This is a genomic window from Tardiphaga sp., assembly GCF_028290495.1.
GTDB lineage: Bacteria > Pseudomonadota > Alphaproteobacteria > Rhizobiales > Xanthobacteraceae > Tardiphaga.
On record NZ_JAQGJT010000116.1, the window covers coordinates 16,785 to 42,703 of the forward strand.

Below are 25,919 nucleotides of genomic sequence, written 5' to 3' on the forward strand. Positions count from 1 at the left end.
TTGCAGCCACGGAGCATTTTTTGAATGGCAACACGCGAACGACGGCTGGCGGAATTCAACGGACAGGGCGACCCGCTGCCCGATCAGGCGGTGCAAGTTCTGTGCGAAGACCATAGCGGCACCTATCAGCTGCCGTTCCCCTGCAAATTTATCGATGGCCAATGGCGCAACGCCGCATCCGGCAGCCTTGTCGAGGCTGCCGTAGTCGGCTGGCGCCTACCGCGCTTCACTTAGAGCGCATTTGTCTCAAATTGCGACGAAATTCGAAGCCGCGTTAACCTCTGGTACGCGCATAGAACGAACCGCGCCCGAATCGGCGAATTCGATTCGCGAGACCATGCGCGCAGGTGCATCTGGTGCGGCGCTCCAGCCATCGCACCAGATCTAGCCAGCAGCAGAACCGTCTGGCGATCGAATTCCTGTATCAAAGGTTAACGAAAGCGCTGCGCCCGTCAGGCCGGCGTTGGCTCGTACAGATACCCGACCGGCGCGCCTTCCGTGCGCAGCGGGCGAATGTCCTTCCGGGTGATGATGTCCCCCGCCAGGCCGTCGATCTCGTCGCGCTGTGTCGGCGTCCAGCTGCGAAGCTGCTCCATGCCCTTCAGAAGGCCGAGCCGGAGAACCTGCGTGTTCTCGCCCAGGCCGATGAGGTTGGTCGAATCCTTGCCGGCCGTCACCACATCGCCGGCGGCAAGTTCGAAGGTCTTCCCCGTATTGTCCTTGAATTCGGCGGTGCCGCGAATGACGCGATAGATGACCACCTCGCCTTTCGCGAAAGAAGCCGCGTCCACGGACGCCGACGTGCTCTTCGGCAGCAGCGACTGGCCGCGCGGGTCGGTCCCGATGATGTGGCCGGTGACAAGAAAACCGCTCGGAACCTCGATCCCGATATCACGCACGTAAACCGGCGAGGTCGATTTGATGGCACTATCAACCAGCGGCTTGAACAGCGCATCCAGCGCCAACGGATCCTGCAACCAGAAGCCTGCGCCCACAGGGCGATCATGCAGCGAATGAGTCCAGGCCACACGCGGCGTTTCGGCCTCAACAATCTGATCGGGACCGACGATCGTCGGATTCGGGAAGGTCGTCGGATCGGTCACGAAGGCTTCAAGGAACTTGCCGGAATAGCCCATCGAAAGCGCATCCGGCACCACGGTCTGCGGCGTCTTAAGGTTCTCTTCGGTGGATAATCCCGACCAGGTGTAAAACAACTGGCGATGCACGATCGCGCTTTGCAGCATCACCGCGCCAGGGCCGACGTAGTACACGCGACCATCGTAATCGAAGGTGAACACCCCCGACGTGACCAGCACGAGCTGGAAACCGCCGGGCGGCAGATGAAGATGGAAATCCGTCGGGCCGGTATCTTCGCGATAGATCGGCAGGTTGGTCGCGACCTCATGGAGGAGGAAGGTTTCGTTGTTCGCGTGAAAGCCTTCGTTGGCGCGATTGTAGAGCGCTTGCGGGCGGTACGTCGCCTCGAACTTTGCATTCTTGTCGCGGTCGATAGCGACAAAATCCTGATGATTGAGGCGGAGGGGAGCGCCGTTCGGGCGGGTGAGGCCGGTAGATTTGAGATCGACCGTAGCATGCACGTTCATGGCATCCTCCAATCCTGGCGGGGGCGCTGGCCCATTGCTTCTGCAATGCACCATGCGAATTCCACGCCAGCGGCTGAGGAGGACTTTTGCTACCAAAACGGTAGCATCCGCCGGCCTTTTGCCGCCGGATTGGTCAAATTCGCCGAAGGGCTCCCACAACCTCTGGATACAGATTGAGCAGAGCTTGCCCGATTCGCGGGCCGCTACAGGTCAGCCTTCATGGCGAGATACCCTCGCCACATGGCCGTTGGCCCTTGCTGCCTAGTATTCGACTTCGAGCTCTTCGATGTCCTCGTGCTCGTTCTTGGCGGCCTCGACCCATTCCTGCATTTCCGGCATCGCCATGATCAGGGAGGCATAAACGGTAAGTTGCGGGTCGAGCTTGACGTCGTAGGTCATGAAGCGGGTCACCACGGGCGCGTACATCGCGTCCGCCATGCTGCGCTGGCCGAACAGAAACGGTCCGCCGGATTTCGCCAGGCATTCGCGCCAGATCGTGCAGACGCGGTCGATGTCGGATTGTGCGCGCGACCAGATCTTGAAATTCGGGAAATGGCCCTTGAGGTTGACCGGCAGCGACGCCCGCAGCGTGGTGAAGCCGGAATGGATTTCGCCTGATATCGACCGGCAATGCGCGCGCAGCACGCGGTCGGCCGGCAGCAGACCCGCTTCCGGCATGATTTCGTTGAGGTATTCGGCTATCGCCAGGGTATCCCACACCACCGCGCCCTCATGGCGCAGGCACGGCACCAGGATCGAGGACGAAAGCAGCAGAATTTCCGCTTTCGCGGAAGCGTCGTCCGGCGCAGTGACGATCTCGTCGAACTCCAGCCCGGAAAACTTGGTCAGCAGCCAGCCGCGAAGCGACCATGACGAGTAATTCTTGCTGCTGAGTGTCAGTGTCGCTCTGGCCATTCTATTCCCCCTGCGTCACCCAAGGCGGCCGAATATACCCCGGCTGCCCGCATCTTATTGAGCAAACCATGTGCCAGTTTTCAAGATAGTTTGACTCCGCGCTGGCTTCGATATTGCATAGCAATAAAGCAGGGAAGAGATCACCGGATGATGTCGATGATGTATCAGGCCTACCAGAACCACATGGATCTGACGGCCCCGTGGCGCTCCGGCGCCGCAGCGGCCCTGAAATACCTAAATCTCGTACCGGCCGGTACATCCGAAAAGCTGTTCGGCCGTCTTTCTTCCGCGCTGGAACTGGTTTCGCGCACCGCCCTCACCTATGTGCGGCCGGAATTCGCCATCGGCCCGGTGATGGTCGGCAACAGCGAGCTCGCCGTCACCGAAGAGGTGACATTCTCCACCCCGTTTGGCTCCCTGCTGCACTTCAAGAAAGAGAATTCGCCGCTGCAACCGAAGCTGCTGCTGGTGGCGCCGATGTCCGGTCATTTCGCGACGCTGCTGCGCGGCACTGTAAAGACGCTGCTGCAGGACCACGACGTCTACATCACCGACTGGCATAATCCGCGCGACATCCCGGTCAATCAGGGCAAGTTCGGGCTCGACGAATATACCGAGCATCTCATTACCTTCATGAATGAACTCGGCCCTCGTTCGCACATGGTAGCGATCTGCCAGCCTTCCGTGTCGGCGCTCGCCGCCGCGGCTATCATGTCGGAGGACGACCATCCGGCGCGGCCGGCCAGTCTGACGCTGATGGCCGGGCCGATCGACACGCGGATCTCCCCCACCAAGGTCAACGACTTCGCCAAGAGCAAGCCGCTGAAATGGTTCGAGGACAATCTGATCAACTACGTCCCCTTCCAGTGCAAGGGCGCGTTCAGGCAGGTCTATCCCGGCTTCATCCAGCTCACCGCTTTCGTCTCGATGAACCTGGAGCGCCACATCAAATCGCATGTCGATCTCGCCGACCATCTGGCCAAAGGCGAGACCGAGAAGGCCGAGGTTATCAAGACGTTCTATGACGAGTATTTCGCAGTGATGGACCTGCCGGCGGAGTTCTACATCGAGACCATCCGCGACGTCTTCCAGGAGCATCTGCTGCCGCAGGGCAAGCTAACCTACAAGGGCCGGCCGGTGAATCCCGGCTCGATCAAGCGCATGGGCCTGATGACGGTGGAAGGCGAGAAAGACGATATCTGCTCGATCGGCCAGACGCTGGCCGCACAGGATTTGTGCACGGGCGTGCGCGCCTATCGCAAGGTCCACCACATGCAGGCCGGCGTCGGCCACTACGGCGTGTTCAGCGGACGCCGGTGGAACAACGAAATCTACCCGCTGCTGCGAGATTTCGTGCACGTCAATTCCTGATTACGGGCACGGCGTATCAACGCCAGGCCGGCCCTCGGGCCGGTCTTTTCGTGCCCCGTCAGAACTGGACGTCGTCCGGCCGCGGATCAGGTGGCCTTGGCGCCCGGCAGTTCCGGCGGCAGGATCAGGGCTGCGAGGATCACCAGCACGCATAGCGCCGAGAAGGTGTGCAGCATCATCATGAAGCCGCCCTTCTCATACAGCCAGGACACCAGCCCGACCGAGGCGCCCGCCGCAGTGAAGCCGACGAAATAGCGAACCGCATAAGCCCGCGAGCGCCATTCCTCGCTGGTGTATTTACCGACCATCGCCTCATTGACGGTGATCTGGCCGAACAGCCCGATGATGATGCCGATCGCGACCACGATCAGCGAGACGTTCGAGAGGGTGGCTGCGAAATACAGGAACGGCGCCAGCACGAAGGACAGCGGCACGCATACTGCCTTCAGCGAATAGCGGTCGATCAGCCCGCCGATATTGTACTGCGTCAGCGCGCCGAACACATAGACGCCGGCTGCGATGACGCCGAGCAGCGCCGGGCTGTGCGTCAGGTCTGACAGGCGCTCGGCAAACAGCTTCGGCAGCGCCACCGTGATCGCATTGAAGGTGGTGGAGATCGCGATCACCGTGATCAGCAGCGCCAGGATCACCCGCCACATATCGGACTTTGCGACGCGCGACTGCGCTGCCGCCTGCTTGAAGCCGGAACGATCCTCATGCGCGACGCCGCGCATGAACACCACGCCCGCTGCCAGCGTCGCCAGACCCGGCAGGATGAAGGCGTAGCGCCAGCCGAAGAATTGCCCGACCACACCCGTGACCAGCGCCGAAGACGCCACGCCGAAATTGCCGAACACGCCGTTGATGCCCATCTCGCGGCCGATCTTGTCGGCATAAGAGACGATCATCGCGGTGCCGACCGGGTGATAGATCGACGCAAAAGCACCGATCGAGAACAAGGCCGCGCCGAGTTGCAACGGCGTCTGCACCAGGCCCACGGCGATCATCGAGACGCCAATGCCGAAGAAATAGATCACCATCATGTGGCGCCGGCTCCAGCGATCGCCGAGCCAGCCGGTGATCAGCGAGCCCGCGCCGAAAGCAACGAATCCCGGCGTCGCATAGGGCAGCAGTTCGGAATAAGTCATGTTCATCGTCGGCCCCATCACAATGATGGCCGCGGCAAAAATAAGCATCGCGTAGTGGTCGATGAAATGCGCGACGTTGACGAGGGTGATGACCCGGGCGGGGACGTTCATGAAAGCGATTCCTGTGGACGTTGATATCCGTTATAGGAAGTTACCCTGTCGGGATGTCGCCAATGATTATCGCCAAAGCGCCAATTCGTCCGCTATCCGATCGCCGGCGTTCAGCCGGCGGCGGCGTCCACATTCTGGCGACCCGTTACCCGAAGGGCATGCGGCTGGAGCCGCATACCCATCGCGAATCGCAACTTATCTTCGCCACCGAAGGCACCATGCAGGTCACCACCCCGAAGGGGCGCTGGCTGGTGCCGCCGGATCGCGCCGTCTGGATGCCGGCCAGACTTCCGCACGCGATCGATGTGCTGGCCGATATCGAGATGCGTGCGTTGTATTTCGACGTCGGCTGGATGAAGCGGGACGCGCATCACGCCAATCTCGACGCCGAATTCGTCGTCCGGGTATCGCAACTACTGCACCAGGCCATCCTTGCTTTGTTCGACGGCCGCAACGACGCCGTCCGCAACGAGTTGCTGATCAGGCTGGCGATGCTCGAACTGCACGAAGCGGAAGACCCCACAACGTTCATTCCGTTGCCACACGAGCCGCGCTGCCGCCGCGCCGCCGATATCGTGCTGGCCGATCCCACGGGTTCGTACGAAATCGAGACGCTAGCGCGCTCGGTCGGCACCTCGGCGCGGACGCTGTCACGGCTGTTCCTCGCGGAAACGCAATTGAGCTTCAGGAGCTGGTGCCAGCGTGCCCGCATCGCCGGCGCTATCGCACGGCTGTCGATGGAACGGGATTTGCCGGTAAAACAGCTCGCCGCCGATCTCGGCTACGCCAGCTTCTCCGCGTTCTCGCACGCGTTCCGTCAGGTAACCGGCAAGAGTCCGACGGAATTCGCCAACAAGACGTGACGCGGCGCGTCCGGGCGGCGGCGCGGCGAGGATCGAAATATTCCAACCAAATGTTGGAGCCGGCGTAACGCCGCCGCTTTCCGCTCCGTATGCCTATGGACGACGTCGATCGTCCAACCCATCCAGAGGGAATGAGCCCATGACTACGACTTCACGAATTGCCACCTCGCTGTCGGCCGCCATGCTTGTGCTGGGCCTCGCGGCGGGATCGCCCGCTTATGCACAGGACAAGATGGGCAAGGACGGCATGGCCAAAGACTCCATGAGCAAGGACGCCATGAGCAAGGACAGCATGAGCAAGGACAGCATGAAGAAGGATGGCATGATGGACAAGGACGGCATGAAGAAAGACGGCACGGCCAAGGACGGGATGAAGAAGTAACGGCTTCACCGACTGACCATCACCTGCAGCCACGCCCGCAAGGCGCGTTCATGGGAATGAACGGGCCTTGCGAAGCTTCAGTGGCTTTGGAAAAGCATCAATCGTGACAATGATCCCGGCGGCTTCTGCGCGGTACGGACGGCCGCCTGATGCTGTTTCAACAACGCATGCGGCAACGACGGCCTATCGCGGCACCACCGCGGTAGCTTCGATCTCGACGCGCGCGGCGAGTTCGACCAGCCGGACCACCTGCACCAGCGCCATCGCCGGATAATGCGGTCCGAAAACATCGCGGTAGATCCGGCCGAGCGCCTTCAGGTTCCCCAGATATTCTTCCATGTCGACGACGTACCAGGTCAGCCGCACCAGGTGCTCGGGCTTCGCACCGCCGTCGGCGAGGATGGCTGCGATGTTCTCCAGCGCCTGCTTGACCTGCGCGGTGAAATCCGCCGGCAGATGGCCCACGGTATCCCAGCCGATCACGCCGCCGGTAACGACGATGCGGCCATCGGCGGTCATGCCGTTGGCGTAGCCCTTCGGCACCGGCCAGCCTGACGGCTGCAGCACGCGCGGGGCGGACGGATCGGCATCGGTCTTGGCATTCGGCACCACGGTCAGCGTGGGGCCCTTGGGGGCAGTCACCGGCAATTCTCCTTCAGGCAAAAGTCGATCAATATCATTCCGCTGCCATCGCCACCTGGCGCAGCGCGAAACGCTTCAGCTTGCCGGTTTCGGTCTTCGGCAGTTGCGTGACGAATTCAATCGCGCGCGGATATTTGTACGGCGCGATCTCGCGCTTGACGTGGTTCTGCAACTCCAATGTCAGCGTGTCGTCGCCGATGAAGCCCGGCGCCAGCACGATATAGGCCTTCACCAGCATGCCGCGCGCTTCGTCGGGCGAGCCGACCACACCGCAATCGGCCACCGCGGGATGTGTCATCAGCGCGGCTTCGACGTCAGGACCTGCGATATTGTAACCGGCAGAAACGATCATGTCGTCGGAGCGCGACTTGTACCAGAAGTAGCCGTCCTCATCCATGATGAAGGTGTCGCCGGTCAGGTTCCATCCGTCTTGCACGAATTTCAGCTGGCGCGGATCGGCGAGGTACTTGCAGCCGGTGGGACCCTTTACCGCGAGCCGGCCCATCGTGCCCGGCGCGGCGTCATTGCCCTCTTCGTCGATGATCTTGGCGATGTAGCCCGGCACCGGCTTTCCGGTCGAGCCAGGCCGGATTTCTTCCTCGGTGGCGCAGATGAAGATGTGCAACAACTCGGTACCGCCGATACCGTCCATCAGCTTGATGCCGGTGGCCTTGAGCCAGGCGTCATAGGTGCCCTTCGGCAGCGTCTCGCCGGCCGACACGCATTTGCGCAGCGAGGAGATGTCATGGCTGCCGAGCCTGGCGAGCATCGCGCGGTACGAGGTCGGCGCGGTAAAGCACACCGTGACCTTGAACTTCTCGATCGCGACAGGCAGTTCTTCCGGGCCGGCCTTCTCCATCACCACGAACGACGCGCCGATGTGCAGCGGAAACAGCACGCCGCCGAATCCGAAGGTGAAGGCCAGCGGCGCCGAGCCGATGAAGCGGTCTTCCTTCGAGGCGCGCAGCACGTTGTGGGCGAAGCCGTCGCACACCGCGAGCATGTCTCGGTGGAAATGCATCGTCCCCTTCGGATCGCCCGTGGTGCCCGAGGTGAAGGCAATCAGGCAGATGTCGTCGGAAGCGGTATCAACCGCGGTGAATTCCGGGCTGGCGTCGGCGATCATCGCCTCCAGCGAGTTCGGGCCTTCCACGTCCCAATAGACGACGCGCTGCAATTCGGGCGCAGCCAGCTTCGCCTTTTCCATCTCGTCGGAAAGCTTGCCGTCGCACAAAGCCAGCGCGATCTTCGCCTTCTGTATCGGATAGGTCAGTTCCTTGGCGCGCAGCAGCGGCATCGTCGCGACGCAGACGCCGCCGGCCTTGATCACCGCCAGATAGGTCGCGACCATCATCGGGTTATTGGCAGAGCGCAGCATCACGCGGCCGCCGGTCACGAGACCGAGCGAGCCTACCAGCACGTTGCAGATCCGGTTCACCAGCGCCTGCAATTCGCGATAGGTGTAGCTGTCGGTGAGACCGAACATGCAGGGCGCGTCGCCATGGCCTTCCTCGACCCAGCGGTCGAGAAACGGCGTCACGCAATTCACGCGCGGCGGATACTGAAACTCCGGCCGGGTAAACAGAAACTCCGGCAACTGCTCCGGCGGCGGCATGTTGTCCCGCGCGAACGTATCAACATGGGCCGTATAAGATTGAGCAGTGTAAGCCTGTGTGAGGTGAGCCTCGGCGAGGGCCATTGCTTGCTCCTGTCACGATATTACGCCCGGTAGCGCGTCCGATATCATTTTAGACTTAAAACATATTGGCGCAACTGCCCGGATCGGCCGGTCGACGGTTTTTTTCGATTTCCGGCCGGAACGCCCGCGGGAAGTTTAGGCAAACGCCGCCTAACGCTGCGCCAGTTGCTTCAAACGCAGCGTCATCGCCGACTGCGGATCGGCCATCCCTGCAATGACGGTAAAATGGTTGGCGCCGGAAATCGCCTCATAGCGCGTCGGGATGGCAGCGCCCCAGGCATCGACGATGGCCTGGCTCTGCCGGAAATACTCCGAACTCTCATTACCGCCGACCACGGCATCGAGACTGCCATGCGACGGCATCGGCCAGAACAAGGGACTGACATCGCGGGCGCTCTGGTCGTTCAGATGCAGCGGCGCGTTGACCGAGGTCGGCACCAGCGGCCCGAGATCGAACAGGCCGGAGATCGAGTACACCGCGACCACCAGATCTGACGGCAACGCCGCATCGAGCGCGCGCCATTCGGTCGCCAGCATGCAGGCTGCAAGATGTCCGCCGGCGGAATGGCCGGAGATCACCAGTCGTCGCCCGATTTTCGCGAGTTCGCGCACCGCGGAACGCATCTGCTCGATGATGTCGCCGACCGAAACGTTCGGGCACAGATCATAAGACGGCAGCGCGACGCTGACGCCGTGCGCATTGAGGCCGGCGGCGAGATGACTGAAGAACGAGGAGTCCAGCGCCTGCCAGTAACCGCCGTGGATGAAGACCACGATCGGACCGTCATTGCCCGCCGGAAAAAAATCGATCGTGTGGCGCGCACCCACGCCGTAGGGAATGACGCGCCAGCCCGGGCAGGCCTCGCGATAGCCTTTGGCGTCCCGCGCCCAGCCGGCGATCAGCGTCGGATTTTCAGGCACGCGCGCGCGATTATTGTACTCAACCTCAAGATCGATCACGCTCACGTCGCCTTGCCGTTAGCTGACTTCGGCGCAAGCTTTTGCGCGGCCTTTTGCGCCGACGCCTTGGTCTTGGCGAGCAGCCGCATCAATTCGCGCACGTCCTTCGGCGCCAGATCGGTGAAAATCTCGGCAATCCAGGTCTCATGCTCTTCCGCCATCTTGCGGAAATCGGCGCGGCCGAGCTTGGTCAACCGGATCACCTGGACGCGGCGGTCGGTGTCCGAGGTGCGGCGATCGACATGACCGGATTCGACCAGCCGCTCGACCAGCCCGGTGACATTACCGTTCGATACCATCATGCGCTTGGAGACATCCGACAGCGTCATGCCGTCTGGCACCTTGTCGAGCTGCGCCATCAGGTCGAAGCGTGGCAGAGTGACGTCGAAGCGCTCGCGCAACCGGCCGCGAACCTCACCCTCGATCAACGTGGTGCAGGTGAGCAGCCGCAGCCACAGCCGCAACTCGTCGCCGTGATCATCGGGAAGTTCGACAGCCTTGGTCTCGGAATCGAGAATCATGATGCAATCTTACCTGGCTTGGGCGTCCGCGATAGCAACGCCACCGGAAATCCCTACGGCGCACCACCGGGCACCGTCCGATGCTTTGACCTTCAAGCAATAACCGAGCCACCGCAAGTCAAAACGCCGCAGCTTCCCGGGCGCCGGATTCCCGATATTTCTTTAGGCTTCAAACAAATTGGCCTGCCGTTTGCATAGCCGTTTTCACGGTTAGCCCGCGATACGCTTGCTTGCAGCGGCAGACATTCTCAGAATAGTCTGAGGCAGGAACCATTCGGGTTGGCGGGATTTCGGCCGCAAAGCGCGGCCGACCAGAGGAGAGATCATGAAGCAGCAGATCAAATTGGCCGGCCTGGCCGCCCTGATGAGCGTCGCGGCCTTGCCGGCCGTCGCGCAGGAAAAAATCAAGATCGGCGTGATCGTGTCGCTGTCCGGCGCCGGCGCCGTGCTCGGCCAGCAGGCCCGCGACGGCTTCAACCTCGCCGTCAAGGACCTCGGCGGCAAGATGGGCGGCAAGGAAGTCGAAGTCATCGTCGTCGATGATGAATTGAAGCCCGACGTCGCCGTCACCAAGGTCAAGGGCCTTTTGGAGCGCGACAAGGTCGACTTCGTGGTCGGCCCGATCTTCTCCAACATCCTCGGCGCGATCCACAAGCCGGTGACCGAGAACAAGACGTTCCTGATCAGCCCGAACGCCGGTCCGTCCAGCTTCGCTGGCAAGGAATGCAATCCGTTCTTCTATGTGACGTCGTATCAGAACGACCAGATCCACCAGATCCTCGGCAAGGTCGCGCAGGAGCGCGGCTACAAGAAGGTCTATCTGATGACGCCGAACTACCAGGCCGGCAAGGACTTCGTCGCCGGCGTCAAGATGGACTTCAAGGGCGAAGTCCTCGAGGAATCCTATCTGCCGCTCGGCACGCTGGACTTCCAGGCCGAACTCTCCAAGATCGCTGCGATGAAGCCCGACGCTGTGCTGACCTTCATGCCGGGCGGCATGGGCGTCAACCTCGTCAAGCAGTACAAGCAGGCCGGCCTGCTCGACCGCATCCCGTTCCTGTCCACCTTCACCGTCGACGAATCGACGCTGCCGGCGCAGCAGGATGCTGCTTTGGGCATGTTCGGCGGCTCGAACTGGGCACCCAACCTCGATAACGCGCAGAACAAGAAGTTCGTCGCGGAATATGAGAAGACCTACAACAGCGTGCCGGCAACCTACGCCTTCCAGTCCTATGACGCGGCGATGCTGATCAACAGCGCCGTCGTTGCCGTGAAGGGCGATCTGTCCGACAAGGCCAAGGTCGGCGCGGCGATGAAAAAAGCCGACTTCCAGTCGCTGCGCGGCGACTTCAAGTTCAGCGCCAATGGCTACCCGATCCAGGACTTCTATCTGACCAAGGTCGCCAAGCGCGCCGACGGCAAGTTCCAGACCGAAATCGCGCAGAAGGTGTTCACCAACTACGCCGACCGCTACGCCGCCAGCTGCACACCGCAGTAAGTCGGCGAACACGCCATCGCCCAGCGATGGCCTATCAACATGGGTCCCCCCGGAAGCGGGGGCCCATACGCGCCGAGGTGCCAATCCTGTGACGGAGCCAGCGCCGATGCTTCTCAATGACGACAGTGCTTATGGGTCCCCGCTTTCGCGGGGACGACGCGGCGGATGTTTCGCCGGCCGCGCAAAGATCGCATTCCCCGCATGACCCTCACCCTTGCCCTCGTCCAGATCCTGAACGGCCTGCAGTTCGGGCTGATCCTGTTTTTGATCGCCGCCGGCCTGACGCTGGTGTTCGGCGTGATGGACTTCATCAATCTGGCGCATGGCGTGCAGTATATGGTCGGCGCCTATTTCATTGCCGCCTTCGCCGCGATGACCGGCAGCTTCCTCTATGGCCTCGCGCTGGCGTTGCCGGCGGCGCTGGCGTTCGGCCTGCTGCTGGAGGTGTTGATCTTCCGGCATCTGTATGACCGCGACCATCTCGACCAGGTGCTGGCCACCTTCGGCGTCATCATCTTCCTCAATCAGGCCGTCAAGTTCGTCTGGGGGGCCGCGCCGCTCAACGTGCCGATGCCTGATGCGCTGTCCGGCACCATCGAAATCGCCGATGGCATGCTTTATCCGGTGTATCGCCTCGTCATCATCGCCGTCGGCCTCGCCGTGGGCCTCGCGCTCTACCTCGTCGTCAACAAGACAAAGCTCGGCATGCTGGTGCGCGCCGGCGCGAGCAATGCGGCGATGGTCTCCGCGCTCGGCGTCAACATCCGCTTTCTCTTCACCATCGTATTCGGCGTCGGCGCCATGCTGGCGGGCTTCGCCGGCGCGATGGTGGCGCCGATCCTGTCGGTGGAGCCCGGCATGGGCGACAACGTCCTGATCCTGGCTTTCGTGGTGATCGTGATCGGCGGCATCGGCTCGATCCGCGGCGCGTTCATCGCAGCCCTGCTGATCGGCCTGGTCGATACGCTCGGTCGCTTCTTTGCACCATCCCTGCTCAAGCTGCTGTTCGATCCCTCGACCGCCAGCCAGACCGGCCGCGCCATTGCGCCGATGCTGATCTACATCCTGATGGCCGCGGTGCTGTTCTTCCGGCCGTCCGGCCTGTTCCCGTCGAAACACTAACGGGATATCGCCGTGAACAAATCCGTCGACCTCGATACTGCCCCTGCCATCACCGCCCCCGCGCGTGCGCGCCGCGTTGTCCTGCTGCCGCTGATTCTGTTTGCGCTGTTCGCGCTGGTGCCGCTGGCCGGCCTGTGGGGCGCGCAGAGCTTCGTGCTCTCCATCGTCACCCGCATCATGGTGCTCGGGCTCGCCGCCATGTCGCTCGACCTGCTGATCGGTTATGGCGCGATGATCTCGTTTGGCCACGCCGCCTTCGTAGGCCTCGGCGCCTACAGCGTCGCGATCCTGTCCAGCCACGGCATCACCGACGGCTTCGTCCATCTCGGCGCAGCACTGGCCGTGTCGTTCGTGTTCGCGCTGCTGACCGGCGCGATCTCGCTGCGCACCAAGGGCGTCTATTTCATCATGATCACGCTGGCCTTCGGCCAGATGCTGTATTTCCTCGGCACGTCGCTGGCCGCCTATGGCGGCGACGACGGGCTTACGCTGGCGTCGCGCAGCACCTTGCTCGGCTCGAAGATCCTGAAGAACGACGTCGTGCTGTATTACGTCGTGTTCGGCTTCCTGCTGGGCGCCTACCTGCTGCTGCGCGGCATCGTTGCCTCGCGCTTCGGCCGCGTGCTGCGCGGCATCCGCGAGAACCCGGTGCGGATGGAGGCGATCGGCTTTACGCCGTATCGCTACCAGCTCGCCGCCTATGTCATCGCCGGCATGATCGCCGCCGTGGCGGGTTGCCTGCTCGCCAACCAGACCGAATTCGTCAGCCCGGCCTTCACCAGCTGGCAGCGCTCCGGTGACCTGATCTTCGCGATCGTGCTCGGCGGCCTCGGCACGCTGCACGGCGCGATCATCGGCGCTGCGGCGTTCAGCCTGCTCGCGGACATCCTGTCGCATTACACCGAACACTGGGCGCTGCTGTTCGGCCCGATCCTGATCCTCGTGGTGCTGTTTGCACGCGGCGGCATCGGCGGCCTGTTGGGGAGCAAGCCATGAACACCGCTCCGCTGCAATTGCAGAACCTGCGCAAGAGCTACGGCGCGCTTCGCGTCACCGACGACGTCTCGCTGACCATCGCGCCCGGCGAGTTGCACGCCATCATCGGCCCCAACGGCGCCGGCAAGACCACGCTAATCCACCAGATCTCCGGCCTTGCGCGACCCGACTCCGGCAGCATCGTGTTCGATGGCCAGGATGTGACCCGGCTGCGCATGCCGGAACGCGCCAGGCTCGGCCTGGTGCGCTCGTTCCAGATCACCTCGATCCTGCCGCGCTTCTCGGCGCTGGAGAACGTAGCCCTCGCCGTACAGGCGCGCTCCGGCTCCAGCTTTTCGTTCCTCGGCAATGCCGCCACCGAGCGCGGGCTGAACGACATTGCCATGGCGCTGCTCGCGCGGTTCGGGCTCGCTCATCGCGCGACCATTCCCGCCGGACAAATGTCGCACGGCGAAAAGCGCCAGCTCGAAATCGCCATCGCGCTGGCCGCCAAACCGAAGCTGCTGCTGCTCGACGAGCCGCTGGCCGGCACCAGCCACGACGAGTCGCAACGCCTCATCAACACGCTGCAGGAACTGCGCCGCGAGTTACCGATCGTGCTGATCGAACACGACATGGACGCGGTGTTCGCACTGGCCGACCGTGTCTCGGTGCTGGTCTACGGCCGGATCATCGCTTCCGGCACGCCGCAGAGCATCCGCGACAATGCCGACGTGCGCGCCGCTTATCTCGGCGAGGAGGCGCTCTGATGCTGAATGTCACCAACCTTCAGGCCGCCTATGGCGCCGCCAAAGTGCTGTTCGATATCTCGCTGAGTATCGGCGCAGGTGAAGTCGTCACGCTGCTTGGCCGCAACGGCATGGGCAAGACGACCACGATCAATACCATCATGGGCCTTATCCGCCCGACCGGCGGCAGCGTCACCTTTGACGACCAGGGGCTGACCGGCCTGCCGTCGTATCGCATCGCGCAGGCCGGCATCGGGCTGGTTCCGGAAGGCCGACATATCTTCCCGACGCTGACCGTGGAAGAAAACCTGCTGGCCACAGCCGCGGTGCGCCGCCCGCCGGCAAGGTGGACGTTGAAGGATATCTACGAGCTGTTTCCGCGGCTGAAGGAACGCCGCAGCAATCTCGGCACGCAACTGTCCGGCGGCGAGCAGCAGATGCTGGCAATCGGCCGCGCGCTGATGACCAATCCGAAGCTCCTGATCCTCGACGAGGCCACCGAAGGTCTCGCGCCGCTGATCAGGCTGGAAATCTGGAATTGCCTGAAGATGCTCAAGGCCGAACACCAGTCCATTCTGGTGATCGACAAGAACGTCGATGCCCTCGCCGCCTTCGCCGACCGCCACGTCATCATCGAAAAGGGCCGCGTGGTGTGGACCGGCACCTCGGCAGAGCTGAAGGACGATCCTACCGTTAAGGATCGCTTTCTCCATGTCTGATAATCAGGCGCCGCCAAGCGTCAGAACCAAGGAAGGAAACATCGTGAAAACAGAAACCGCCGGCATCACGCGCGCCAACGAGGGCATGCAGGGCATCACCTGGAGCATCCTCGGCCAGATTTACGTGCCGAAGACCTGCACCGAAGATTCGTTCTCCTGGCACGCCACCTTCCCGGTCGGCACCTTCGTGCCGCCGCACATCCATCCCGACCAGGAAGAGTATCTCTACATCCTCGAGGGCAAGCTCGACTTCATGCTGGGCGGCGCCGATGCGCAGGCCACGCCGGGCGACCTCGTGCGCCTGCCGCGCGGCGTCCCGCACGGCATCTTCAACAAGTCGGATCAGGCGGCAAAAGTGCTGTTCTGGGTATCGCCGACGCGCCGGCTGTATGACCTGTTCTGGGGCATCCACAACATGAAGGATCAGAACCCGGCCGACGTCGTGGCGCTGGCCGCGGAGCACAACATCCACTTCCTGCCGCCGCCTCCCGGCGCGTGAACTGCTTCCTTCCTTCTCCCCCGCGCGAAGCGAAGCTTCGCTAGGTGGGAGAAGGTGCCTCCGCGAAGCGGAGGCGGATGAGGGGTAGTCGCAAGGCTCGGAGTTTGGGACTACCCCTCACCCGTCTCGAACCGCTCCGCGGTTCGATCCACCCTCTCCCACAAGGGGAGAGGGGAAGTAAGAAAAGAGCTTCGCTCTACCCGCCCACCACCGATAGTCCCGGCAACGCGGCAAAGCCAGCCTTGCCGGCATAGCCCTTCACGATCGCTTCGCGCTGCGCGTAGGTCAGCACGTGCTCGACATTGTCGAAGCCGTCCGGTGCGATCTGCTCGACGGCGTCGATGACGCCTTCCGGGCCGCCACGGCGATTGGCGCGGACGATCTCGGCGGTCATCGGCAAACGCTTGCGCTCATAGGCCATCAGCGCCTGGCGCGGATGCTCGGCATGCGCCAGCGAATCCGCCAGCGCGCGGGCATCCAGAATGGCTTGTGAGGCGCCGTTGGAGCCGACCGGATACATCGGATGCGCGGCGTCGCCGAGTAGCGTGACGCGTCCGCTCGACCAGAACGGCAACGGATCGCGGTCGCAGCAGGGATATTCCCAGAATTCCGGCGTCGCGGTGATCAAAGCGGGCACGTCGATATGCGGGACGTTGAAGCGCGCTACATGCGGCATCAGTTCTTCGCGCTTGCCGACGCGCGACCAGTCTTCGCGGCGCGGCGGAAGCGTGCCGCCATCGCCGACCTTCACCAGCACCGCCCAGTTGGTCAGGCGGTTGCCTGCGGTCATGCCCTCCGCGATCGGATACACCACCACCTTGGCATGCAGGCCGCCGGCGACGATCATCGAATTGCCGGTCAGGAAGGCCGGCCAGTCGCGTGCGCCGCGCCACAGCATCAGCCCGTTCCAGACCGGCGGACCTTCGTTCGGGAACAGCGTGTCGCGCACCTTGGAATGAATTCCGTCGGCGCCAATCAGAATATCGCCGCGCGCGGTTTCGACATGGGCGCCGGAACGGTCGAAGAAATGCGCGGTGACGCCGCCTTCGTCCTGCGTGAAAGCGCCAAGCCGGCGGCCGGTGTGGATCGCATCAGCACCGAGGCGCTTTTCGACCGCGCTGTGGATCACGCTCTGCAGGCGGCCGCGATGGATGGAGAATTGCGGCACGTCATGGCCCGCGCCGAAGCCGCGGGTTTCGCGCCAGACTTCCTGGCCGTGACGGTTGAGATAGTGCAGTTCGTCGGTACGTATCGCGATCGCGTCAAGCGCATCGAGCAGGCCAAGACCGGCGAGTTCGCGAATTGCATGCGGCAGCGTGTTAATGCCGACGCCAAGCTCGCGGATGCTGTCCGCCTGCTCATAAAGCTCACAGTGAATGCCCCGCGCCCGCAGCATCAGGGCCGTGGTGAGCCCGCCAATCCCGCCGCCAACGATGATCGCCTTCATCCGCTTTACTCCACAGTTACTATAACGCCGGCCGGCGCCTTCTTCACCTTTCCCCACCCAACTAAGCTTCGCGGGGTGCGGAGCAGGAACGGCCTACCTTTCGATTTAACGTGCCACCCGTCCTATTCCGCTGCAAGCGGCTTGGCCGCTTCGGCGCGCAACTCGGCGCGGGTCTTCGGCTTAGCCTTAATTTTCAGCTCGTCGAAATCCTGCTTGTCGCGGACGCTGTTGCGGAAGATCTGCTCCTTGCCGGGCATGTATTGCGGCGGGCAATAGGCATCCTTGGCGCCGTACCAGGCCGCCGCCTTGATGGTGAACGAGGGATCGATCAAATGCGGACGGCCGAGCGCCACCAGATCGGCGCGGCCGGCGGCCAGGATCGTGTTGACCTGATCGGCGGAAGTGATGTTGCCCACGCACATGGTGGCGACGCGGCCCTCGTTACGGACCTGCTCGGAGAACGGCGTCTGGAACATGCGCCCGTAGATCGGCTGCGCATCGCGAACGGTCTGGCCGGTAGAGATATCGACCAGATCGACGCCGTGCTCGGCAAAAGCGCGCGCGATCAAAACAGCGTCATCGCCGGTGATGCCGCCCTCGGCCCAGTCGGTAGCGGAAATGCGCACCGACATCGGCTTGTGCGATGGCCATGCGGCGCGCATCGCCTCGAACACTTCGAGCGGGAAGCGCAGCCGGTTTTCCAGCGAGCCGCCATACTCATCGCTGCGCTGGTTGGTCAGCGGCGAGATGAAGCTGGCCAGCAGGTAGCCGTGAGCGCAGTGCAGCTCCAGCATGTCGAAGCCGCAGGCATCGCCGCGCAGCGTGGACGCGACAAACTCCGCCTTCACCGCATCCATCGCCGCGCGGTCCATCTCGCGCGGCACCTGGCTGTCCGGGTAGTACGGGATCGGCGACGCCGACAGCACGTCCCACGCGCCTTCCGCCAGCGGGCGGTCCATACCGTCCCACATCAGTTTCGTCGCGCCCTTGCGACCGGCATGCCCCAACTGCAGGCAGAACTTCGCGGCCGAATTGCCATGCACGAAATCGACGATCCGTGTCCATGACGCCTGCTGCTCGTCGGTCCACAACCCGGCGCAACCGGGCGTGATGCGCGCATCGCGGCCGACGCAGACCATTTCGGTGAAAACCAGACCAGCGCCGCCGATCGCGCGCGAGCCGTAATGCACCAGATGGAAATCGCCGGGCACGCCTTCGGTCGCCGAATACATGCACATCGGCGACACCACGGCGCGGTTGGCCAGCGTCATGTCGCGCAGCTTGATCGGCTGGAACATCGGCGCCGCCGGCTTCTTCACGTCGACGTCAAAACCCTTGGCGCGAACGGATTCCGCAAACGCCTTGTCGACTTCCTTGACGAACCCGGGCGCGCGCAAGGTCAGATTGTCGTAGGTGATCGCCTTGGAGCGCGTCATCACGCCGAAGGCGAACTGCACGGGATCGAAATCCCAGAACCGGTCGACGTGCTCGAACCACACCAGCGAGACATCTGCCGAATGCTGGATCTTCTCGGTTTCCTCGCGGCGGCCGTGCTCGTAATCGTCGAGGGCGGCCTGGACGTTCTCTGCGCGGCCCATCGACTCGTACAGCGCGATGGCATCTTCCATCGCCAGCTTGGTGCCGGAGCCGATCGAGAAATGCGCGGTTGCCTTGGCGTCGCCGAGCAGCACCATGTTGTCGCGGACCCAGCGCTTGTTGCGGATCATTGGGAAGTTGCGCCACATCGAACGATTGATCAGCAGCTTGTGGCCCTCGAGGAACCCGCCGAAGATCTGCTCCATGCGTTCGGCCGACTCCTGCTCGCTCAGCCCTTCCAGGCCGGCGCGCTTGAAGGTCTCCGGATCGGTTTCGAAAATCCAGGTCGAACGTCCTGCCTCATATTGATAGGCATGGGCGATGAACGGGCCCCACTCGGTTTCCTCGAACAGGAAGGTGAAGGCGTCGAGTGGTCGGGTCGAGCCCATCCAGGTAAACTTGTTGGAGCGCAGGTCGACTTCGGGTTCGAAGTGCTCGATGTACTTGTTGCGGAAGTGGCTGTTGATGCCATCCGCCAGCACCACCAGATCGCAATCGGCGAACTGCGCTTCGTCGGTGATATCAACCTCGAAAAAGATCTTGCAGCCGAGTTCGCGGGCGCGGTCCTGCAGGATCATCAGGAGCGTACGGCGCGAGCAGCCGCAGAACCCGTTGCCGCCGACGCGGTGCACGGTGCCGCGGAAATGCACGGCGATGTCATCCCAGTAGGCGAACTCCTGGGTGATACGCTGGTAGCTCGGAAGATCGTATTTCTCGAAATTATCGAGCGTGGCATCGGAGAACACCACGCCGAAGCCGAAGGTATCATCCGGCCGGTTGCGCTCATAGACGGTAATATCCGCCTGCGGCCGCTGCTTCTTCAACAGGATCGCGGAATACAGCCCCGCAGGTCCGCCACCGATGATCGCGATCTTCATGCAAGCCTCCGCAGGTAGAGCTTCAACCTATATATTTTAACCTTAAAGCATTTCCGTGCAAGCCCGTTTGAGCGGCAATGGGTGCCGCCTCCGCAGGCCGCCAGGTGCTCGTTCCCCGGATGCTGCGCACGGGCCCGCCCTTGCGGGCTGGTGCCCTGCTGATCCGGGGCCCCGGTTAGGCGCGAAGAGACCGGGATTCCGGATCTGCGGAGCGGCATAAGAATGCAGCACCGCGTCCGGGAAACGAAGCCGATCAGCCTACCTTAATTTCCCTGAAACACCGGCTTTTGCTTGTTGGCGAAGGCGTGGAAGGCGCGGGCGAAATCCTCGGTGGTCATGCACAGCGCCTGCGCCACCGCCTCGGCCTCGATCGCCTCATCCACCGACATCGCCCATTCCATCGCCAGCATCCGCTTGGTCATGGTGTTGGCGAAGGTCGGGCCTTCCGAAATCTGTTTGGCGAGCAGTTGCGCCTGCGCCAGCACCTCATCGGGTGCAACGACGCGGCTGAAGAAGCCCCAGCGCTCGCCCTCCTCGGCGGTCATGAAGCGGCCCGTATAGAGCAACTCCGAGGCGCGCGACTGGCCGATGATGCGCGGCAGGATCGCGCAAGCGCCCATGTCGCAGCCGGCGAGGCCCACCTTGTTGAACAGGAAGCCGACCTTGGCGCCGGTGGCGGCAATCCGAAGATCAGAGGCCATCGCCATGATCGCCCCGGCGCCGGCGCAGATGCCTTCGACGGCTGCAATCACCGGCTGCGGGCAGCCGCGCATCGCCTTGACGAGATCGCCGGTCATGCGCGTGAAGGCGGTGAGATCCTTGGTGTTCATCTCGACCAGCGGCCCGATGATCTCGAACACGTCACCGCCCGACGAAAAATTGCCGCCGGCGCCGGTGACGACAATGGTCTTCACGTCGTCATCCATCGCGCAGGCGCGGAAGAAGTCGGTGAGTTCGCGGTAGCTCTGAAAGGTCAGCGGGTTCTTCCGCTCTGGCCGGTTCAGCGTCACGGTCGCGATACCATCGACCACCGCCAGCAGGAAATGCTGCGGTTTGTAGTCGATCAGCGGCAGCGTGACGGGGTTGGCGAACTTCTGCATGGGAGCTCCCTGTAGTCTGTTGTTCGTTGGTCTTGAATGCGCTGGATCAAATCTCGCCGCCGGCCACCACCAGGCTCTGCCCGGTGATCGCGCTAGCGCCCGGCCCGCACAGATACAAAACGGCATCAGCGACTTCGGCCGGCGTCACCAGACGGCCTTGCGGATTGTGCTTCGCCAGTTCTGCAACGGCCTGCTCGCGCGTGCGGCCGGTCTTGCCCATGATATTGTCAATGCTGCCTTCCAGAAGATCGGTCTCGGTAAAGCCCGGGCAGACCGCATTCACGGTAACGCCCTTGGTCGCCACTTCCAGCGCCAGCGAGCGCACCAGTCCGATCACGGCGTGCTTGGCAGCGGCATAGGCGGTCACGTAGCCGTAGCCCTTGAGACCCGCTGTGGAGGCAATCGCGACAATGCGGCCGCGCTTGCGCGCAACCATGCCGGGCAGCACCGCCTGCGCGGCATACACCACGCCCAGGAAATTGACGTCCATCATACGCTGAAACAGCGCCGCATCGGAGCGGCCGAACGGCGCGGATTCCGCAGCCCCGGCATTGGCGACCAGGATATCGATCGGGGCGCGCTTTGCGGCTTCCGCAATGGCTTCTGTCAGGGCTGCCTGATCGGAGACGTCGGCGGCGATGGCGTGATGCGCATCGCCGGCAACGATCACTTCATTCAGCGTATCCAGCTTGCGGCCCATGATCGTCACCGTCGCGCCGGCCTGCACCAGCGACGCCGCGATGGCGCGGCCGATGCCACGTCCGCCGCCGGTGACCAGCGCATGGAAGCCTGACAAAGTGGACATTCCGCAGTCTCCATCAACGCCGAACAGGCTTTGGATATATTTTAGACTTCAAGCTTTTGCAACAAAGCCTTGCTTGACAGCGCATGCACCGCAGGTAGCCTTCAACCTTCAACAGGGAGACTGATGGATGACGGCGCTCGAAAAAGGCATCACGGCCAACGGCACGGGATATGCCGGCACGACATGGAATATCCTTGGCCAAGTGTATTTCCCGAAGGCTGTGACCGACTCCACCTTCGCCTTCGAGACCAACAGCGATCCCGGCCAGTTCGTCCCGGTGCACGTGCACCCGACGCAGGAAGAGTTCATCCTGGTGCAGGAAGGCACCCTCGACCTCAAGCTCGACGGCGTCTGGGTCAAGGCCCATGCCGGCGACCTCGTCCGGCTGCCGCGCGGCATTCCGCATGGTTACTTCAACAAGTCCGACAAACCGGCACGGGCGCTGTTCTGGGTGTCGCCGGCGGCGAAGCTGGAAGCGCTGTTCAAGCAGTTGGACAACATGACCGACATCGAAGCTATCGTGAAGGTGTCAGCCGAACACGAAGTCAACTTCCTGCCGCCGGAAGCGAATGAATAGCGAGCCTGAAGCCCGGCACCAGAGGCCGTCATGCCGGGCATCCACGCCAGCGCGCGACATCGTCATGGCCGGGACAAGCCCGGCCATGACGAGTTACAATTAGCTCTTACGAGATAGCCGCCTGCGCGGCCTTGATCAGTTCGCGGCCGATGATGACCTTCTGGACTTCCGTCGCGCCCTCGTAGATCCGCAGCGCGCGAATTTCGCGGTACAGCTCCTCGACCTTGACGCCGGATTGCACGCCCATGCCGCCAAAAATCTGCACGGCGCGGTCGATCACCTTTTGCGCGGCCTCGGTGGCGAACATCTTGGCCATCGCGGCTTCGCGGGTGATGCGCGGCGCGCCCTGATCCTTGGTCCAGGCCGAGCGATACACCAGCAGCGCGGAGGCATCGATGTCGGTCGCCATGTCGGCGAGGCCCGCTTGAGTGAGCTGCAGGTCGCCTAGCGTATGACCGAACATTTTTCGCGTGGCCGAGCGATGGATCGCTTCGTCGAGTGCGCGCCGGCCAAGCCCGAGCGCTGCGGCGCCGACCGTCGAGCGAAACACGTCGAGCGTCGCCATCGCCACCTTGAAGCCCTCACCGTCCCGCCCGATGCGGTTGGCGAGCGGCACGCGACAATCCTCGAATTTCAGCGTCGCCAGCGGATGCGGCGCGATCACGTCGATGCGCTCGGAGATCGTCAGGCCCGGCGTATCGGCATCGACAACGAAGGCGCTGATGCCGCGGGCGCCGGCCTCGCCAGTGCGCACGAACACCACGTAATGATCGGCAATGCCGCCGTTGGAAATCCAGGTCTTGAGGCCGTTGATGCGCACGTGATCCGGACCATCCGGCACGGCCGACGTGGTCATCGCCGCCACGTCGGAGCCGGCATCGGGCTCCGACAGCGCAAAGGCCGCAATCGACTCGCCCTTGGCCACGCGTAGCAAATAGCGCGCTTTCAACTCATCGGTGCCGAACAGGCTGATCGGCCCGGTGCCCAATCCCTGCATCGCAAAGGCAAAGTCGGCGAGGCCGCTGACATAGGCCAACGTCTCGCGCACCAGACACAGCGCGCGCACGTCGAAGGTGGGGTACAGTCCGCCGTGGCTGGCGGGCACCGCCACGCGCAGCCAGCCGGCATCGCCCAACGCCCGCACCAGTCGCTTGCACGATCCGTCGGTGTCGTGATGGTCGATCAGGGCCGGCACATTGGCCGCCGCCCATTGCGAAAGCTCCGCGGACAGCTTGCGGTGATGGTCCTCGAAAAACGGCCACGACAGAAACGATTGATCGGACATGTTTGCTTTCCTGCGTTCAGGCGACGGGATTGTTTTAAACCTAAAGAGATTTCGGACAAGAGCCATGGCCGCAGGTCGGCACGCTCGCGTATTGTGCGCTTAACCTGCCTGTCCGCTAGGCACCCGGGGGCCCTTTAAGTCTAAAACTATCGCTTTTCATATAATTTTACCCTGCTAGGATCGATGGCAATCCAGTCCACAGGGAGATGCGCCGTGACTCACTCCGCAGCCAAGACCACCACAGACGGCCGCTTCGGCTACGAGTCGGCGGGTGACCCCGCGGCCACGCCGCTGGTCTTCCTGCACGGCATCGGCGGCGCCGCGCGCGGCTGGCGCAACCAGCTCGACGCATTCGGCGACCGCTATCATGCCGTCGCCTGGGACATGCCGGGCTATGGCGGCTCGCAGCCCCTGCCCGAAGTCAGCATCTCCAGCCTCGCCACCGCATTGAAGGATTTCCTGGCGCAGCTCGGCGCCGTCAAGCCGGTGCTGGTCGGCCATTCGATCGGCGGCATGATCGTGCAGCAGTTTCTGCTGTCCTATCCCGATCTCGCCGGCGCCGCAGTGCTGGCGCAGACCAGTTCGGCATTCGGCAGTTCCGACGGCGAGTGGCAGAAGAATTTCATCGAGGCCCGGCTCGGCCCGCTTGACCGCGGCGAGACCATGGCGTCGATGGCGCCGAAGCTGGTGCAGGACCTGCTCGGTGATGAACCCAGTGAAGCCGGCGTAGCTTTGGCGCGCGATTGCATGGCTTCGGTGAAACCGGAGACCTATCGCGCCTCGATGAAATCGATGATCGGCTTCGACCTTCGCAAGAACCTCGCCGACATCGCGGTGCCGACGCTGCTGCTGTCGGGCTCCAGGGATAACAATGCACCGGCCAAGACGATGGCGAAGATGGCGACCTTCGTAAAGGGCTCGACCTATGTCGAACTCGAAGGCGTCGGCCATCTCGTCAACATGGAACGGCCCAACGAATTCAACGAAGTGCTGGGCAACTTCCTGTCCACCAGTCATGAAGTTTCGGGAACCTCCTCATGACCATGCCGGCCAAACTCGACCTCGACGCCATCGTACTCGACAAACCGATCTTCGACGCCAAGGCCTACGGCCTGACTGACGAACAGGCGGAGATCATGACCCGGGCGCGCACGCTCGGGCAGACCGTGTTCGCCGGCCGTGCGCCGGTCTGGGACAGGGAAGCGACCTTCCCGGCGGAGAACTACAAGGATCTGCATCAAGCCGGCCTGCTCGGCATTGCGATCCCGAAAGTTCACGGCGGGCTCGGCGCGGGCTACCAGACCTACGCGATGACCGCCGCCGAGATCGGTCGCTATTGCGGCGCCACCGCGCTGACCTGGAACATGCATGTCTGCTCAACGCTGTGGTCCGGCCCGCTGGCCGACGACCTCGAGATGGACGAGCCCACCCGCGCCGATCAGGAGCGCCGCCGCGCCATCCACTACAAGCGCATCATTGAGGACGGCGCGATCTATTCGCAGCCATTCTCCGAAGGCGGCGCGGCGGCCGCGGGCGGCGTCGCGTTCGGCACCGAGGCGAAGCCGGTCGAGGGCGGCTGGCTGGTCAACGGCAAGAAGATCTTTGCATCGCTGGCCGGCCACGCCAACTATTACGGCGTGCTGTGCACCGAGGTGGCCGAAGGCGAGAAAGCCTCCCGCCGCAACACGCTGTATCTCGCAGTCCCCGCCGACGCGCCGGGCGTCGCGGTGGTTGGCGACTGGGATCCCTTGGGCATGCGCGGCACGGTTTCGCGCACGCTGCTGTTCAAGGATGTCTTCGTGCCGTTTGACGCGGCGCTGATGCCGCGCGGCGTGTATTTCCAGGCGGCAATGCGCTGGCCGCACATGTTCCTGACGCTGTCGCCGACCTATGTCGGTCTGGCGCAGGCGGCCTATGATTTCACCATCAGATATCTGCGCGGCGAAGTGCCGGGCATGCCGCCGGTCAAGCGCCGGATGTATCCGACCAAGCAGATCGCGGTGGCGCAGATGCAAATAAAACTGGAGCAGATCAAGGCGATCTGGTTTCAGGCGGTCACCGAAGCCGGCCCCAATCCCAGCAAGGAGCAGGTGCTGCGCGCCTACGCCGCGCAATACTCCGCGATGGAAGGCGCCAATGAGATCGCGACGCTGGCGATCCGCACCTGCGGCGGCCAGGCCATGCTGAAGAGCCTGCCGCTCGAGCGCATCTACCGCGACAGCCGCTGCGGCTCGCTCATGCTGCCGTGGACGGCCGAAATCTGCCTCGACCGGCTCGGGCGCGAGACCTTGTATGAGCCGGGCGAAACTGACGAGTGATGATGGCCCGGGAAGTGTCCGTCGCCGGTGCGCGCGCAAGGCGCACCGCCGTGACGCGCCGCAGGTGCGTGGCGTCGACGCTCCCAGGCGTCGCGAATTGAGCCCGGCACCGTTATGGACCTCTCCGATCTCATC

25 protein-coding genes are annotated in these 25,919 nt (G+C 63.1%); 13 read left to right on the plus strand and 12 right to left on the minus strand.

Going from position 1 to position 25,919, the window contains the following annotated elements; all coding sequences use genetic code 11:
• Nucleotides 1-24: 24 nt before the first annotated feature.
• Complete coding sequence (locus JWQ24_RS17530; RefSeq protein ID WP_299810672.1) at nucleotides 25-234, plus strand: hypothetical protein; 210 nt, start codon at nucleotides 25-27, stop codon at nucleotides 232-234.
• Nucleotides 235-452: 218 nt separating this feature from the next.
• On the opposite strand, the gene JWQ24_RS17535 is transcribed toward JWQ24_RS17530, so the two are convergent.
• Both JWQ24_RS17535 and JWQ24_RS17540 read right to left on the minus strand, forming a co-directional pair.
• Nucleotides 453-1,604 carry a hypothetical protein gene (locus tag JWQ24_RS17535; RefSeq protein ID WP_299810729.1) on the minus strand — a complete coding sequence of 384 codons (1,152 nt, stop codon included), beginning with the start codon at nucleotides 1,602-1,604 and terminating at the stop codon, nucleotides 453-455.
• Nucleotides 1,605-1,865: 261 nt separating this feature from the next.
• A complete protein-coding gene (locus JWQ24_RS17540; RefSeq protein ID WP_299810674.1) occupies nucleotides 1,866-2,519 on the minus strand; it encodes a glutathione S-transferase family protein in 654 nt (217 codons plus the stop codon).
• A gap of 147 nt (nucleotides 2,520-2,666) precedes the next feature.
• Here JWQ24_RS17540 and phaZ point away from each other — a divergent pair, with 147 nt between their 5' ends.
• Nucleotides 2,667-3,890 carry a polyhydroxyalkanoate depolymerase gene (phaZ, locus tag JWQ24_RS17545; RefSeq protein WP_299810677.1) on the plus strand — a complete coding sequence of 408 codons (1,224 nt, stop codon included), beginning with the start codon at nucleotides 2,667-2,669 and terminating at the stop codon, nucleotides 3,888-3,890.
• An 86-nt stretch (nucleotides 3,891-3,976) separates the two neighbouring features.
• On the opposite strand, the gene JWQ24_RS17550 is transcribed toward phaZ, so the two are convergent.
• A complete protein-coding gene (locus tag JWQ24_RS17550) occupies nucleotides 3,977-5,149 on the minus strand; it encodes an MFS transporter (protein ID WP_299810680.1) in 1,173 nt (390 codons plus the stop codon).
• A gap of 62 nt (nucleotides 5,150-5,211) precedes the next feature.
• Between JWQ24_RS17550 and JWQ24_RS17555 the strand changes: the two genes are divergently transcribed.
• On the plus strand, nucleotides 5,212-6,012 hold the full coding sequence (locus JWQ24_RS17555; protein WP_299810683.1) for a helix-turn-helix transcriptional regulator: 801 nt from the start codon (nucleotides 5,212-5,214) through the stop codon (nucleotides 6,010-6,012).
• Nucleotides 6,013-6,151: 139 nt separating this feature from the next.
• Nucleotides 6,152-6,394, plus strand: a complete 243-nt coding sequence (locus JWQ24_RS17560; RefSeq protein ID WP_299810686.1) for a pentapeptide MXKDX repeat protein — start codon at nucleotides 6,152-6,154, stop codon at nucleotides 6,392-6,394.
• A gap of 183 nt (nucleotides 6,395-6,577) precedes the next feature.
• On the opposite strand, the gene JWQ24_RS17565 is transcribed toward JWQ24_RS17560, so the two are convergent.
• The 4 genes from JWQ24_RS17565 to JWQ24_RS17580 form a co-directional block, all read right to left on the minus strand.
• On the minus strand, nucleotides 6,578-7,012 hold the full coding sequence (locus tag JWQ24_RS17565; protein ID WP_299810732.1) for a RidA family protein: 435 nt from the start codon (nucleotides 7,010-7,012) through the stop codon (nucleotides 6,578-6,580).
• A gap of 58 nt (nucleotides 7,013-7,070) precedes the next feature.
• A complete protein-coding gene (locus JWQ24_RS17570; RefSeq protein ID WP_299810689.1) occupies nucleotides 7,071-8,735 on the minus strand; it encodes an AMP-binding protein in 1,665 nt (554 codons plus the stop codon).
• A 150-nt stretch (nucleotides 8,736-8,885) separates the two neighbouring features.
• The gene (locus JWQ24_RS17575; RefSeq protein ID WP_299810691.1) at nucleotides 8,886-9,701 is read right to left on the minus strand and encodes an alpha/beta hydrolase; all 816 of its coding nucleotides are present in this window, start codon (nucleotides 9,699-9,701) and stop codon (nucleotides 8,886-8,888) included.
• A complete protein-coding gene (locus JWQ24_RS17580; RefSeq protein WP_299810693.1) occupies nucleotides 9,698-10,216 on the minus strand; it encodes a MarR family transcriptional regulator in 519 nt (172 codons plus the stop codon). Before JWQ24_RS17580 ends, JWQ24_RS17575 begins: the two co-directional genes overlap by 4 nt.
• Nucleotides 10,217-10,541: 325 nt before the next feature.
• On the opposite strand from JWQ24_RS17580, the gene JWQ24_RS17585 reads away from it, so the two are divergent.
• From JWQ24_RS17585 to JWQ24_RS17610, 6 genes are all read left to right on the plus strand, one after another.
• Nucleotides 10,542-11,714, plus strand: a complete 1,173-nt coding sequence (locus JWQ24_RS17585) for an ABC transporter substrate-binding protein (protein WP_299810695.1) — start codon at nucleotides 10,542-10,544, stop codon at nucleotides 11,712-11,714.
• Between the two features lie 201 nt (nucleotides 11,715-11,915).
• A complete protein-coding gene (locus tag JWQ24_RS17590) occupies nucleotides 11,916-12,836 on the plus strand; it encodes a branched-chain amino acid ABC transporter permease (RefSeq protein ID WP_299810698.1) in 921 nt (306 codons plus the stop codon).
• A 12-nt stretch (nucleotides 12,837-12,848) separates the two neighbouring features.
• Nucleotides 12,849-13,832, plus strand: a complete 984-nt coding sequence (locus JWQ24_RS17595; protein WP_299810701.1) for a branched-chain amino acid ABC transporter permease — start codon at nucleotides 12,849-12,851, stop codon at nucleotides 13,830-13,832.
• Nucleotides 13,829-14,581: an ABC transporter ATP-binding protein gene (locus tag JWQ24_RS17600; RefSeq protein WP_299810704.1), complete on the plus strand. Its 753-nt coding sequence runs from the start codon at nucleotides 13,829-13,831 to the stop codon at nucleotides 14,579-14,581. The genes JWQ24_RS17595 and JWQ24_RS17600 overlap by 4 nt, the downstream gene beginning before the upstream one ends.
• The gene (locus JWQ24_RS17605) at nucleotides 14,581-15,279 is read left to right on the plus strand and encodes an ABC transporter ATP-binding protein (RefSeq protein ID WP_299810706.1); all 699 of its coding nucleotides are present in this window, start codon (nucleotides 14,581-14,583) and stop codon (nucleotides 15,277-15,279) included. The genes JWQ24_RS17600 and JWQ24_RS17605 overlap by 1 nt, the downstream gene beginning before the upstream one ends.
• Before the next feature lie 43 nt (nucleotides 15,280-15,322).
• Complete coding sequence (locus tag JWQ24_RS17610; RefSeq protein ID WP_299810708.1) at nucleotides 15,323-15,778, plus strand: cupin domain-containing protein; 456 nt, start codon at nucleotides 15,323-15,325, stop codon at nucleotides 15,776-15,778.
• Nucleotides 15,779-15,974: 196 nt separating this feature from the next.
• Here the strand turns inward: JWQ24_RS17610 and JWQ24_RS17615 are convergent, their stop codons facing one another.
• The 4 genes from JWQ24_RS17615 to JWQ24_RS17630 all read right to left on the minus strand — a co-directional run bounded on the left by JWQ24_RS17615 (nucleotide 15,975) and on the right by JWQ24_RS17630 (nucleotide 21,604).
• The gene (locus tag JWQ24_RS17615) at nucleotides 15,975-17,225 is read right to left on the minus strand and encodes a flavin-dependent oxidoreductase (RefSeq protein WP_299810710.1); all 1,251 of its coding nucleotides are present in this window, start codon (nucleotides 17,223-17,225) and stop codon (nucleotides 15,975-15,977) included.
• A gap of 122 nt (nucleotides 17,226-17,347) precedes the next feature.
• Nucleotides 17,348-19,699, minus strand: a complete 2,352-nt coding sequence (locus tag JWQ24_RS17620) for a bifunctional salicylyl-CoA 5-hydroxylase/oxidoreductase (RefSeq protein ID WP_299810712.1) — start codon at nucleotides 19,697-19,699, stop codon at nucleotides 17,348-17,350.
• A 263-nt stretch (nucleotides 19,700-19,962) separates the two neighbouring features.
• Nucleotides 19,963-20,799 (minus strand): enoyl-CoA hydratase family protein, encoded by an 837-nt coding sequence (locus JWQ24_RS17625; RefSeq protein ID WP_299810714.1) that lies wholly within the window; start codon nucleotides 20,797-20,799, stop codon nucleotides 19,963-19,965.
• Between the two features lie 46 nt (nucleotides 20,800-20,845).
• Nucleotides 20,846-21,604, minus strand: coding sequence for an SDR family oxidoreductase (locus tag JWQ24_RS17630; protein WP_299810716.1), 759 nt, complete (start codon nucleotides 21,602-21,604; stop codon nucleotides 20,846-20,848).
• Nucleotides 21,605-21,731: 127 nt separating this feature from the next.
• Here JWQ24_RS17630 and JWQ24_RS17635 point away from each other — a divergent pair, with 127 nt between their 5' ends.
• Entirely contained in the window at nucleotides 21,732-22,181 is a 450-nt protein-coding gene (locus JWQ24_RS17635; protein WP_299810718.1) for a cupin domain-containing protein, read from the plus strand.
• 106 nt (nucleotides 22,182-22,287) lie between these two features.
• On the opposite strand, the gene JWQ24_RS17640 is transcribed toward JWQ24_RS17635, so the two are convergent.
• Nucleotides 22,288-23,466: an acyl-CoA dehydrogenase family protein gene (locus JWQ24_RS17640; protein ID WP_299810720.1), complete on the minus strand. Its 1,179-nt coding sequence runs from the start codon at nucleotides 23,464-23,466 to the stop codon at nucleotides 22,288-22,290.
• A 213-nt stretch (nucleotides 23,467-23,679) separates the two neighbouring features.
• Between JWQ24_RS17640 and JWQ24_RS17645 the strand changes: the two genes are divergently transcribed.
• Together JWQ24_RS17645 and JWQ24_RS17650 are read left to right on the plus strand one after the other, a co-directional pair.
• Nucleotides 23,680-24,507 (plus strand): alpha/beta hydrolase, encoded by an 828-nt coding sequence (locus JWQ24_RS17645; protein ID WP_299810723.1) that lies wholly within the window; start codon nucleotides 23,680-23,682, stop codon nucleotides 24,505-24,507.
• Complete coding sequence (locus JWQ24_RS17650; protein ID WP_299810726.1) at nucleotides 24,504-25,784, plus strand: acyl-CoA dehydrogenase family protein; 1,281 nt, start codon at nucleotides 24,504-24,506, stop codon at nucleotides 25,782-25,784. The genes JWQ24_RS17645 and JWQ24_RS17650 overlap by 4 nt, the downstream gene beginning before the upstream one ends.
• Nucleotides 25,785-25,919: the final 135 nt, after the last annotated feature.